The organism is Kribbella sp., assembly GCF_035687465.1.
Classification (GTDB): Bacteria; Actinomycetota; Actinomycetes; order Propionibacteriales; family Kribbellaceae; genus Kribbella.
In genome coordinates this window covers 1-13295 of the sequence record NZ_DASRXP010000480.1, presented here as the reverse complement: position 1 = coordinate 13295, position 13295 = coordinate 1, and the positions used below count along the sequence as shown (strand labels likewise).

Below are 13295 nucleotides of genomic sequence, written 5' to 3'. Positions count from 1 at the left end.
GACATCGACGCGGTGTCGATCGTCACCATGTGGGATCAGCACACCGAGCCCGCGGTCGCCGCGCTCCAGGCCGGCAAGCACGTGCTCTGCGAGAAGCCGTTGGCCAACACGGTCGCCGAGGCCGAGGCGATGGCGGCCGCGGCCGCCGACGCCTCGGCCAAGGGGATCAGGTCGATGGTCGGGTTCACCTACCGGCGGGTGCCGGCGATCGCCCTGGCCAGGAAACTGGTGGCCGAGGGCAAGCTCGGCACCATCCGACACGTCCGGGCGCAGTACCTGCAGGACTGGATCGCGGACCCGGAGGCGCCGCTGTCGTGGCGCCTGGACAAGGAGAAGGCCGGCTCCGGCGCGCTGGGCGACATCGGAGCGCACATCGTCGACCTGACCCAGTTCATCACCGGCGACCGGATCGCCGAGGTGAGCGGGCAGCTGGAGACGTTCGTCAAGGAGCGTCCGGTCGCCGCCGCGCACAGCGGGCTGTCGGGCGAGGCGGGCACCGAGCGTGGTCCCGTCACGGTCGACGACGCCGCGATCTTCCTGGCCCGCTTCAAAGAAGGGGCCCTGGGCGTCTTCGAGGCGACCAGGTTCGCGACCGGCCGGAAGAACTCGATCCGGATCGAGATCAACGGCAGCCGGGGCAGCCTCGCCTTCGACTTCGAGGACATGAACCTGCTGCACTACTACGACGCGACCGAGCCGCCGGAGACCGCCGGTTTCCGGCGGATCCTCGTGACCGAGCCGGTGCACCCGTACGTCGCGGCGTGGTGGCCGCCGGGTCACCTGCTCGGCTACGAGCACGGCTTCACCCATCAAGTGGTCGACCTGGTCACGGCGATTGCCGAGGGCAAGGACCCGGAGCCGTCGTTCGCCGACGGGCTGCAGGTGCAGCGCGTGCTCGCGGCCGTCGAGGACAGCTCGACCTCCCGACAATGGCAGGAGATTCCTGAATGAACTCATATACGCCCACGAAAGAGGACAAGTTCTCCTTCGGTCTCTGGACGGTCGGCTGGGAAGGCGTCGATGTCTTCGGTACCGCGGTCCGCGCGCCGCTGGACCCGGTCCTCGCGGTCGAGAAGCTCGCCGAACTCGGCGCCGCCGCGGTGTCCTTCCACGACGACGACCTGGTGCCCGACGACAGCCGCCGCCAGCAGGTGCTCGAGCGGTTCACCAAGGCGCTCGCCGACACCGGCGTGGTGGTCGAGATGGCCACCACGAACCTCTTCAGCCACCCCGTCTTCAAGGACGGCGGCCTGACGGCCAACGATCGCGACGTACGCCGGTACGCCCTGGCGAAGGTGCTCCGCAACGTGGACCTGGCTGCCGAGCTCGGGGCGAAGACGTACGTGCTCTGGGGTGGCCGCGAAGGCGCGGAGTCGGGTGGCTCCAAGGACGTGCACGCTGCGCTCGACCGGTACAAGGAGTCCATGGATCTGCTCACCGGCTACGTCCGCGAGCAGGGCTACGACATCCGCTTCGCGATCGAGCCGAAGCCGAACGAGCCGCGCGGCGACATCCTGCTGCCGAGCATCGGGCATGCGATCGCCTTCATCAACGACCTCGAGGATTCCGAGCTGGTCGGGATCAACCCGGAGGTCGGCCACGAGCAGATGGCCGGGCTCAACTACGCGCACGGGATCGCTCAGGCGCTGTGGCACGGCAAGCTCTTCCACATCGACCTGAACGGTCAGCACGGCCCCCGGTTCGACCAGGACCTGCGCTTCGGTGCGGGCAACCTGCGCGAGGCGTTCTGGACCGTCGACGTACTGCAGGGCTCATCGGGCGGACCCGGTTACGACGGCTACGTGCACTTCGACTACAAGCCGCCGCGGACCGAGGACCTCGACGGTGTCTGGGAGACCGCGCGCGGCTGTATGCGCAACTACCTGATCCTGCGGGAGAAGGTGCAGGCGTTCCGGGCCGATCCCGAGGTCGCCGAGGCACTCGCGGCAGCCCGCGTCACCGATCTCGCGCAGCCCACACTGGGCGAGGGCGAGACCCTCGACGAGTTGCGCAAGGCAACGTACGACGCCGACGCCCTGGGTGCACGTGGCCTCGGGTTCGAGCGGCTGGACCAGCTGGCGATGGACCACCTGCTGGGTGTCCGCTGACCGACGGAGAAGAATCCCGCGCCGGGCAGAGCACGGGAAGTAGCTGAAAGGCAGTACCAGGGCCGAACACCCGGGGTCCCGCCCCGGACGGAGCGCGCACCTTATCCGACCCATGAGGAGCTCCCGATGATCCAGCTACGCAGGCGCCTGCACGGCACGTTGATACGTGCAGTCGTGCTCGCCCTGATCGCCGCACTGGCGATACCACTGACAGCCACCCCCGCACGCGCTCATCCAGGGCACGGCGACGAGACCTTCAACGCGCTGATCTTCAGCAAGACCGCCGGCTTCCGGCATGACTCGATCCCGGCCGGTATCACGGCGATCCAGCAGCTGGCGACGGAGAACGGGTTCACGGTCACCGCGACCGAGGACGCCACGATGTTCAACGACACCGAGCTGGCGAAGTACGAGGTCGTCATCTGGCTGTCGACCACGGGTGACGTGCTGAACGCGGACCAGCAGGCTGCCTTCGAGCGCTACATCCAGGCCGGTGGCGGTTATGCCGGTGTGCATGCCGCCTCGGACACGGAGTACGCGTGGCCCTGGTACGGGAAGCTGGTGGGCAGCTACTTCGCGAGCCATCCAGCCGGTACTCCGAACGCGAACGTGAAGGTGGAGGACCACGCGCACCCGTCGACCGCCGATGCGCCGACGACCTGGAACCGCACGGACGAGTGGTACAACTACCAGACGAACCCGCGCAACGCGGTGCATGTGCTCGCCTCGCTCGACGAGACGTCGTACACCGGCGGCACGATGGGGGCCGAGCACCCGATCGCCTGGTGTCAGGACTATGACGGTGGCCGCGCCTGGTACACCGGCATGGGTCACACGATCGAGTCGTTCGCCGACCCGACCTTCCGCAAGCACCTGCTCGGCGGGATTAAGACGGCCGCGGGAGTGCAAGCGGCGGACTGTGGGGCGTCGCTGAGCGCCAACTACCAGAAGGTCACGCTGGACGACGACACCAGCAACCCGATGGAGCTCACCATCGCGCCGGACGGCCGGGTGTTCTACATCGACCGCAACGGTGCCGTGAAGATCGTCAAGGCTGACGGGACCGTGGTCACCGCCGCCACGCTGAACGTCTATACCGGTCAGGAGTTCGGGCTGCTCGGGATCGCGCTCGATCCGGCCTTCGCTGACAACGGCTTCGTCTATCTGTACTATTCGCCGGCCGGCACCGAGCCCTACGACAAGGTCTCCCGCTTCAAGGTCACCGGCGACACCCTCGACCTGGCGAGTGAGAAGCAGGTACTACGGGTCGACACCCAGCGAGACCAGTGTTGTCACGCGGGTGGAGCACTGGAGTTCGATGGCAACGGCAACCTCTTCGTCGCCACCGGCGACAACAGCAACCCCTTCGACTCCGACGGCTACTCGCCGCTGGACGAGCGGGCCGGCCGCGCCGCCTGGGACTCCCAGCGGAGTGCGGCGAACAGCAACAACCTGAACGGCAAGGTCCTGCGGATCCACCCGGAGGCGGACGGCTCTTACACGGTCCCGGACGGCAACATGTTCCCGGCGGGGACGGCGAAGACCCGGCCCGAGATCTACGCGATGGGCTTCCGCAACCCGTTCCGGATCGGCATCGACCCGACCACGAACCACCTGTTCGTGGCGGACTACGGACCGGACGCGGGCCAGGTCTCCCCGACGCGTGGACCGGATGGCCGGGTCGAGTGGGACATCCTGGACAAGCCCGGCTTCTATGGCTGGCCCTACTGCGTGGGCAACAACACGCCGTACAACGACTATGACTTCGCGACCAGTACTTCGGGTGCGACGTTCGACTGCAACGCGCCGGTCAACAACTCGCCGAACAACACCGGTATCAACCAGTTGCCGGCGGCAATTCCCGCCAGCCTCTGGATGGGTAAGTCGACCACGGGCTCGCCGGAGATCGGTGGCAGTGGTGCGCCGATGACGAGCGGCGCGTACCAGTTCAACCCGGACAGCGATTCCGACCGGAAGTGGCCGCAGTACTTCGATGGCAAGGCCGTCTTCGCGGACTGGAACGACAGCCGGTTGTTCTCGGTGCAGCTGAACGACGACCGCAGCAAGGTCGCGGACGTCTCCCGGATGCTCGGGGACCTGGACTTCATCCGCCCGCACGCGCTGCAGTTCGGGCCGGACGGAGCGCTCTATGTGATCGAGTGGGGGAGCGGGTTCGGCGGTAACAACGCCGACTCCGGCATCTACCGGATCGACTATGTGCAAGGGAACCGGGCACCGATCGCGCAGTTCAGCACCGACAAGACGTCAGGTCCGGCGCCGCTGACGGTGGCGTTCGACTCGACCGGTTCGCGAGATCCCGACGGGCAGCCGATCACGCTGGCCTGGGACTTCGACGGGAACGGGACGACTGACAGTACCGAGGCCAAGCCGACGTACACCTATGCCTCCCCAGGCGTCTTCGCGGCCCGGCTGACGGTGACCGATCCGGACGGCCGGACGGCAGTCTCCAACCGCACGATCACCTCGGGCAACACCGCCCCGACGATCACGGTCGAGGCTCCGGTCGACGGCGGGTTCTTCGACTTCGGCGACACCGTCCGCTACAAGGTGACCGTCACCGATCCGGAGGACGGCACGATCGACTGCAACGATGTCGTCACCCAACCGGCCCTCGGGCACGACGAGCACGCGCACGGGTACGAGCAGTACCACGGGTGCGAGGGGGTCTTCCCGCTGCCGGGTGACGAGGGCCATGTCGGCGCGAACATCTTCGGCATCGTGACCGTCACGTACACCGACAAGGGTGCTCCTGGCACGGGCAAGATCACCACCCAGAAGGTGGTTCAGCTCCAGCCGAAGACCCGCGAGGCGGAGTACTTCAACGAGACCGGCGGGCCGGGTGACGCTCCTGGCGTGCGGACCGAGGACACCGGTGACTCAGCCGGCGGTGGGAAGAACATCGGCTTCATCGAGGACGGCGACTGGTGGGGCTGGAAGCCCACCAACCTGACAGGGATCGAGGAGATCCAGTTGAGGGCGGCGTCGCCTGACCTGGGTGCGACCGTGCAGGTGCGACAGGGGTCACCGACCGATGGTCCGGTGGTGGCGACCATCCAGGTCACACCGACCGGTGGTTGGCAGACGTACGGCGACTTCACCGGCGCGGTCAGTGGAGCCTCGCTGACCAGCGGTCCGCTGTACTTCGTCAAGACGACGGGGCAGCTGAACGTCAACTGGGTCAAGTTCCTCGGCCAGGGCGTCACGGACAATCAGCGCCCGAACGTGACGGCGACCGCATCTGTTGCCCAGGGCAAGGCTCCGCTGAAGGTGGACTTCACCTCGGCGGCGACCGATCCCGAGGGCGACCTGCCGTTGACCTACGCCTGGAGCTTCGGCGACGGCGCCACGGCGACGGGTGCATCCGTCAGCCACACCTACACCGTCGCCGGCACGCACACGGCAACCGTCACGGTGACGGACGCACGCGGCGCAGCCGGTACTGCGAAGATCCCGATCAAGGTGGATTCGCCGGCGACGCCGACCTGTCTGACCGGTCGTTCTGACGGATTCGACGGTACTGCGGTCGACACCGGCCGGTGGGACTCCATTGTCCGAGGCAACCAGGAACTTGCTGTCAGCAACGGCAACCTGGTGCTGCCGTTGACGGCGACGGACATCTACGGAACCGGCAACACCGGGACGCCGAACATCGTGCTGCAGCCGCTGCCCGCGGGCGGTTGGCAGGCGACGGCGAAGTTGACGCTGGAGGCGCGACTCGCTTACCAGCAAGCCGGGTTGATCGTCTACGGCGATGACGACAACTACGCCAAGATGGTGCTGCAGGGCCGGTCGACCGGTGCCGCGTCGGCGAATGACCGGATCTTCCAGTTCATCCGGGAGGAAGCCGGTACGCCGAACGAGGTGGCTGCCTCGAACACCGCCAACCTCGGAGCGGCGTACCCGGACACCGTCTGGGTGCGGTTCACCAGCGACGGCGCGAACCTGAAGGCTGCTTACAGCTCCGACGGCGCGACCTTCACGGAGATGCCGGAAACGAAGAGTCTGGCGGGGATCACCAACCCGCGCATCGGTCTCTTCGGTCTGGCCAACCGGACCGAGGCACTGCCGATCTCGGCGTCGTTCGACTACTTCAGCATCACGCCGGACGACACCGCCGAGACCCCGACCCCGGACGACGAGTTCGCCGGTACTGCGCTGGACGCGTGCAGGTGGTCCGCCATCGTGCGGCCCGACCCGGCGGCGTACAGGGTGACCGGGGGAGCGGCCGAGATCGACACCAGCAACGGTGACATCTACCAGGGCACCGCCACGAACCCGAAGAACCTGCTGCTGCAGCCGGCTCCCGACGGTGACTGGACGGTCGAGACGAAGGTGGACGCGTCCTCGTTCAACGAGGCGTTCCAGCAGGCCGGATTGATGGTGTACGCCGATGACGCGAACTACGTGAAGCTGGATTTCCTGACCACGAACGCCACCGGTTCGGCGGTGACTCGAGGGATCGAGCTCCGCAGCGAAGTGGCGAACGCGATCGTCCAGCCCGCGCCGAACGCATCGCCTGCGCCCACCCAGGGCGTCTGGCACCTCCGGCTGGCCAAGGCGGGGTCGACCTTCACCGGGTCGTACAGCGCCGACGGCGTCACCTGGACCGCACTGCCCGCGGTGACGAACACCGCGCTCAGTTCGGCCAGCTTCGGGGTCTACGCCTTCGGGGTGGACCAGGCCGCGTCGAAGACCGCCAAGTTCGACTACTTCAAGATCGTCCGGGACACGGTGGCGCCGCAGGTGAACCTGTCGGTGAACCCGTCGGCTCCGTCCGGTCTGAACGGTTGGTGGACGGACGCGGTCGTCGCGACGGCGATGGCGACGGACAACCAGCCGGGGCAGTTGTACCTGGAGCAGAAGATCGGTGACGGGGACTGGTCGGAGTACACGACTCCGGTCACGCTGTCGGCCGATGGGACGCACACCGTGCAGGTGCGGGCGAGTGACACCGCGGGCAACGTGTCCGAGGCGAAGTCCGTGACGGTCAAGGTGGATCGGACCGCTCCGAAGTCGACCGTCACCGGCCTGGCCAGTGGTGGGAAGCTCGGGGTCGCCTCGGTCATCAGTGTGGCTGCCACCGCGGTGGACGCGCTCTCCGGAGTGGCCGGAGTGACGCTGACCGTCGATGGGAAACCGCTCTCTCCGGCCGGGAAGCTGGACGGTGTCCTGCTCGGTCTGGAAGCGCATGAGCTGGCCGCGACCGCGAAGGACAAGGCCGGCAACACCTCGGTGACGAAGGTGCCGTTCACGGTCACCGCGTCGTACGCCGAGGCGACCAAGCTGGTCGAGCGGTACCGGGTCGCCAGGACGTTGCCGTTGGCAACCGCCGTGGTGATGAAGGTCCAGCTCGCCCTGGCCGAACAACAGCAGAAGAAGGGCCACCCAGCCGTGGCCGCCGTGGCCTTGAACCTGTTCATCGCCAAGGCCCGCACGGTGAGCAACGTCCCGGCCCGCACCCTGCTGACCGCAGTCGGTCAAGACCTCAAGTCGAGGCTCTGACCTCATGAACGTCGCCGTGCGAGAGCGCATCCTGTCCGACGCGGAGAGGCGTACAGGAGCTGCTGTTCCGACGGGGTGGATTCGGCCCCGCCCCTCAGGAACAGCAGAGCGGTCTCGCACGGCCGGCGGGGGACCGGTCCGCCGGTCCTCGTTCCCGGTGCCGCAACCTGCGCTCCGGTCGCGGCACCGGGGACACCACCTATCTGTTGTCTGGAGCAAGGAGTAGACCGTCATGGCTCGACCGATCACCCTGTTCACCGGCCAGTGGGCCGACCTGCCGTTCGAGGAGGTGGCCAGGCTGGCCTCCGAATGGGGGTACGAGGGGCTGGAGATCGCCTGCTGGGGTGATCACCTGGACGTTCGCAAGGCCGCCGAGGACGACGCGTACGTGCGGAACCGGCTGGACATCCTGGAGAAGTACAACCTCAAGGTCTGGACCATCTCCAACCACCTGCTCGGCCAGGCGGTCTGCGACGACCCGATCGACCAGCGGCACGAGGCGATCCTGCCCGCGCACATCTGGGGCGACGGGGAGGCCGAGGGGGTCCGGCGGCGTGCGGCCGAGGAGATGGGCATCACCGCCCGGGCGGCCCGCCGGCTCGGGGTGGACGTGGTGGTCGGGTTCACCGGCTCGTCGATCTGGAAGACGGTGGCGATGTTCCCGCCCGCACCGGCGTCGATGATCGAGGCCGGCTACCTGGACTTCGCCGACCGGTGGAACCCGATCCTCGACGTGTTCGACGAGGCCGGGGTGAAGTTCGCGCACGAGGTGCATCCGTCGGAGATCGCCTACGACTACTGGACGACCACCGCGACGCTGGAGGCGATCGGCCACCGGGAGGCGTTCGGGCTCAACTGGGACCCGAGCCACTTCGTCTGGCAGGACCTCGACCCGGTCGGCTTCCTCTGGGACTTCAAGGACCGGATCTACCACGTCGACTGCAAGGACGCGAAGCGCCAGGTCGGCAACGGCCGCAACGGCCGGATGGGTTCGCACCTGCCCTGGGGCGACCCGCGGCGCGGCTGGGACTTCGTCTCGACCGGCCATGGCGACGTCCCGTGGGAAGCCTGCTTCCGGATGCTCAACACGATCGGCTACACCGGGCCGATCTCGGTCGAGTGGGAGGACGCCGGCATGGACCGGTTGGTGGGCGCCGCCGAGGCCCTCCAGTTCGTCCGTTCCCTGGCCTTCGACCCGCCGACGGCGTCCTTCGACGCAGCCTTCTCCTCCTAACGGTCCTGTGGTGCTGAGGCCCTGCTCACGCCTCAGCACCACAGGGGTCACTCAGATGGTCGGGCGCCCGGGAAGGCGGTAGTTGTCGCCGAGCACCTGACCGCGCTGCGGCTTGTAGAGGTCGAACCCACGTGAGTTGCACTGCAGCCCGCCATTGATGCAATGGCTCACCAGGGCGGCCAGCGTCGGCACGTCCCACGCGTTGAAGAAGTCGTAGTGCCAGGAGTACCCACGTCCGCTGGCGAGCCGGACGTTGGTGACGTCACCGTCCGCGGGGAACGCGATCTTGAACTCCAGCATCGGCACCGGATTCGGGTGACTCGCCGGACAGGCGCCGTTCACCGGATACGCCATGTGGCTCTTGTGATCGGGCGAGTCCAGATGCACACCGTCCCAGCAACTCGGTGCCTGGTAGCGGATGTTGAGCTGGGTCCCGAGCGGACAGTTCGCCGGCAGGTCCCAGTTGTGGGTGCTGTCGCCGCACTCCCAGCCCTCCACGGCGCCGGGCGCCGTACGGAAGGCATCCTGGGTCGCGGTGGGGCTGCCGACGACAAACCGGATGCCCGGCGGGAACGGACGGACGGCCTGGTAGTCCAGGATGCCCGACTTGTAGTAGATGACCTGTGCCCAGGTCTGGATCACCGGCTGGTCGCCCCGGAACATCGTCGGCCACCAGTACGCCGAGAGGTCGTCCGGATTGAGGCAGGTGGTTGCCCCCGGCCCCGGTGCGAGCAGGGAGTCGGTGGTGGTGGCGGCGTTCGTCGTGGTGTTGCCGACGAAGCTGTGTTCGTGCGAGGCGCCCGGCAGGTTCGGGAACACGATCGGGTCGTCGTTCGCACGGTGGTTCACGGTGCAGTTGACCTGGAACTCGTGATGAGTGACCAGGTCGTCCGCCTGCGCCGACGAACCAGCGACGGCCGTCAGCAAGGCGGTGATGGTGAGGGCGGCGGTGCCGCCGGCGAACAGGATCTTTCTCTTTCTCTTGAACACGGAGCTCCTCCTGTCGGGGGATTCCGCGGGGCGATGGATCGGATACCCGCGGTCGGACCAATCGCGGGAGAGCGCTCTCTGAAACAGCCTCGATCCGGCCGCCCGAGGTGTCAAGGGCTGCGCGGTTCCGGAACCGGCTGAGCGTGACGAGGCATTGACAACCGGCTGATCGGGCCGCGACCATCAGCTCGCGAGAGAGCGCTCTCTGAGCTTTCTCGGCCAGCTGTGCTGTCCGCCCCCTCTGCACACAGCGAAGGAGTTACCCGATGAACTTCGCGACCCGCCCGGCGATCGCTGCCGCGTCCGCGATCGCCCTGCTGCTCGGCGGCGCCGTCCTGACGGCGCAACCCGCGCAGGCCGCCACCCTCTTGTCGCAGGGCCGCCCGGTGACGGCCTCGTCCTCGGAGGGCGCCGGTACGCCGGCAACCGCCGCGGTCGACGGTGATCCGACCACGCGATGGTCCAGCGTCTTCAGCGATCCGCAATGGCTCCAGGTGGATCTCGGCGCCGCCGCGGACATCAGTCAGCTCGTGCTGCGCTGGGAGGCGGCGTACGCCACTGCCTACCGGATCGAGGTGTCCGCCGACGCGCAGACCTGGAGCCGGGTCTACAGCACCACCACAGGTCAGGGCGGCACGGAAACCCTGCAGGTGAACGGCAACGGACGCTACGTCCGGTTCTACGGCACGCAGCGAGCCGGCGGCTACGGCTACTCGCTGTGGGAGTTCGAGGTGCACGGCACGCCTGGTTCCGGCCCACCACAGGGCGCTGGGACTGTGCAGATCACCGGTAGTCAGGGCAACTGGCAACTACAGGTCAACGGTGCGCCGTACCAGGTGAAGGGTCTGACTTGGGGGCCGCCGGCAACGGCCGCGGCCGAGCACCTGCCGCAACTGCGGTCGATCGGTGTCAACACTGTGCGGACCTGGGGAACCGATGCCGGGTCCAAGCCGCTCTTCGATGCGGCGGCGGCCAACGGCATCCGCGTGATCGCCGGTTACTGGCTCCAACCTGGTGGTGGACCCGGAAGCGGTGGCTGCGTCAACTACGTGACCGATGCGGCCTATAAGGACACGATGCTCGGCGAGATCCGGCGCTGGACCACGGAGTACAAGGATCATCCCGGTGTGCTGCTGTGGAACGTGGGCAACGAGTCGGTTCTGGGGCTGCAGAACTGCTACTCCGGCGCCGAGCTCGAGCAGCAGCGGATCGCCTACGCCACCTTCGTCAACGATGCCGCGAAGGCGATCCACGCGATCGATCCGAACCACCCGGTCACCTCGACGGACGCGTGGACCGGTGCCTGGCCGTACTTCGCGCGCTACTCGCCCGACCTCGATCTGCTGGCGGTGAACTCGTACGGGCATGTCTGCCAGGTGAAGCAGGACTGGATCAACGGCAACTACACGAAGCCCTACATCCTGACCGAGGGCGGTCCCGCCGGTGAGTGGGAGGTGCCGAACGACGCGAACGGAGTACCGGACGAGCCCACTGATCTCCAGAAGCGGGACGGCTATCTCGCGGCCTGGAACTGCATCACGGGACACGCGGGTGTCGCTCTGGGAGCCACGTTGTTCCACTACGGCACCGAGAACGACTTCGGTGCGGTCTGGTTCAACCTGACCCCGGGCGGCGATAAGCGGCTCTCGTACTACGCGGTCCGGCAGGCCTACGGTGGTCCGTCGGGCGGCAACACCTCGCCGGTGATCACCAACATGACACTCAGCCGTACTACGGACGTCCCGGCCGGCGGAACCATCTCCGTGAATGTGAGCGCGAGTGATCCCGACGGGGACCAGTTGACGCATGAGTTCAAGGTCGGCGGCAAGTACATCGACAACAGTTCGGCTCTGGTGACCACGCCGTCGTCGGGTGGGAACGGGACATTCACCGTGACCGTGCCGCAGCGGTTGGGCGTCTGGAAGCTGTACGACTACGTGCGCGACGGCCGTGGCAATGTGGGGATCGAGACCCGCTCGTTCCGGGTGGTCGCGCCACCGGTCGAGGGGACCAATGTGGCTCGCGGCCGGCCCGCGACCGCCTCGTCGTACCAGCAGGTGGGAAACGGTGCCCCGTTCCCGCCGTCGAACGTCACCGATGGCAACAACACGACCCGTTGGGCGAGCGACTGGGCGGATCCGCAGTGGGTGCAGGTCGATCTCGGGCAGGTGACGTCGTTCGACCGGATCCAGCTGATCTGGGAAGGCGCTTTCGCCCGTTCTTACCGGGTGGAGGTTTCCGACGACGGGACCGCTTGGAGAGCGCTCTACAGCACCGCTGACGGCAACGGTGACGTCGACGATCTGACGGTCGGCGGGTCCGGACGGTATGTGCGGCTCACCGGGACGCAACGAGGTACCGGCTTCGGCTACTCCCTCTACGAGTTCGGGATCTACCGGCGCTGATTTCACCTGTGGACAAAGGAGAGGGGACTGCTCGTTGACAGAGATACGATCCGGTGCCATGACGCAGCCGGCCCCGAACCCCACCCCCACCCTGGAAGATGTCGCCAGGGTGGCGGGTGTTTCGCGGGCCACCGCGTCTCGCGTCATCAATGGCGTGCCCACCGTCGACCCGAAGATGTGCGCCAAGGTGAACGCGGCCGTGAAGAAGACCGGCTACCAGCCGAACTCCGCGGCCCGTTCCCTGGTGACCCGCAAGACCGGATCCATCGCGCTGGTGATCTCCGGCTCGGACGGTTCCGCCGAGCAGGTCTTCGGCGATCCGTTCTTCGGCCGGGTCACCGGGGGAGTGGTCAAACACCTGCGCACGGAAGGGATCCACCCCACGCTGGTGCTCGCCGACTCCGACACGGCCCGCCTGGAGGCGGTCGACTACGTACGCCGGGGCAAGGCCGACGGCGCGTTGCTGGTCTCCACCCATGCCGACGACACCTTGCCGGGGTTGTTCGTCGCTGCTGGGTTGCCGGCCGTACTGTTCGCCCGGCCGGGGCTGCCGACGCCGATCAGCTTCGTCGACCTTGCCCACGAGGTCGGTGCCGCCCTGGCCGCGGAACGACTCGTCGCCCGCGGCTGCCGACAGGTCGTCACCATCGCCGGCCCGGCCGACGTACCGGCCGCACAGGACCGGTTGACCGGCTTCCGGCAGGCGATGGCGCGGCACGGCCAGCCGTTCGTCACAGTTGCTTATGGCAACTTCACGATGGAGAGCGGAGAGGCCGCGATGACCGAACTGCTGACCGCTCAGCCTGCTCTCGACGGGGTGTTCGCGGCGAACGACCTGATGGCCGCCGGCGCGCTCCGGGTACTGCGTGAGCATGGCCGGTCGGTCCCCGAAGAGGTGGCCGTGATCGGCTTCGACGACAGCGCCCCGGCCAACGCCAGCCGTCCTCGCCTCACTACCATCGCGCAGCCCATCGAAGACATGGCCGCCGAGATGTCCCGGATGCTCCTCCACCAGATCGCCAACCCCACCGACCC

General features: G+C 67.5%; 7 protein-coding genes. 6 read left to right on the top strand and 1 reads right to left on the bottom strand.

What is annotated here, in order from left to right; all coding sequences use genetic code 11:
• From VFG33_RS25310 to VFG33_RS25295, 4 genes are all read left to right on the top strand, one after another.
• Positions 1–951: Gfo/Idh/MocA family protein (locus tag VFG33_RS25310; protein WP_325055445.1), on the top strand; the 951-nt coding region annotated here is incomplete at its 5' end.
• Entirely contained in the window at positions 948–2108 is a 1161-nt protein-coding gene (gene xylA / locus VFG33_RS25305; RefSeq protein WP_325055444.1) for a xylose isomerase, read from the top strand. The genes VFG33_RS25310 and xylA, both read left to right, overlap by 4 nt.
• Positions 2109–2234: 126 nt before the next feature.
• Entirely contained in the window at positions 2235–7631 is a 5397-nt protein-coding gene (locus tag VFG33_RS25300; RefSeq protein WP_325055443.1) for a ThuA domain-containing protein, read from the top strand.
• Positions 7632–7863: 232 nt separating this feature from the next.
• On the top strand, positions 7864–8865 hold the full coding sequence (locus tag VFG33_RS25295; protein ID WP_325055442.1) for a sugar phosphate isomerase/epimerase family protein: 1002 nt from the start codon (positions 7864–7866) through the stop codon (positions 8863–8865).
• Between the two features lie 51 nt (positions 8866–8916).
• Here the strand turns inward: VFG33_RS25295 and VFG33_RS25290 are convergent, their stop codons facing one another.
• Positions 8917–9855, bottom strand: a complete 939-nt coding sequence (locus VFG33_RS25290) for a DUF1996 domain-containing protein (RefSeq protein ID WP_325055441.1) — start codon at positions 9853–9855, stop codon at positions 8917–8919.
• A 266-nt stretch (positions 9856–10121) separates the two neighbouring features.
• Between VFG33_RS25290 and VFG33_RS25285 the strand changes: the two genes are divergently transcribed.
• Entirely contained in the window at positions 10122–12260 is a 2139-nt protein-coding gene (locus VFG33_RS25285) for a discoidin domain-containing protein (RefSeq protein WP_325055440.1), read from the top strand.
• Between the two features lie 58 nt (positions 12261–12318).
• Positions 12319–13295, top strand: a 977-nt coding sequence (locus VFG33_RS25280) for a LacI family DNA-binding transcriptional regulator (protein WP_325055439.1), incomplete at its 3' end; no start/stop codon positions are given.

Excerpts from the sequence above, each read along its gene's own strand:
- VFG33_RS25285 (WP_325055440.1), top strand. The coding sequence starts at position 10,122 with ATGAACTTCGCGACCCGCCCGGCGATCGCTGCCGCGTCCGCGATCGCC.
- VFG33_RS25300 (WP_325055443.1), top strand. The coding sequence starts at position 2,235 with ATGATCCAGCTACGCAGGCGCCTGCACGGCACGTTGATACGTGCAGTC.
- xylA (WP_325055444.1), top strand. The coding sequence starts at position 948 with ATGAACTCATATACGCCCACGAAAGAGGACAAGTTCTCCTTCGGTCTC.
- VFG33_RS25295 (WP_325055442.1), top strand. The coding sequence starts at position 7,864 with ATGGCTCGACCGATCACCCTGTTCACCGGCCAGTGGGCCGACCTGCCG.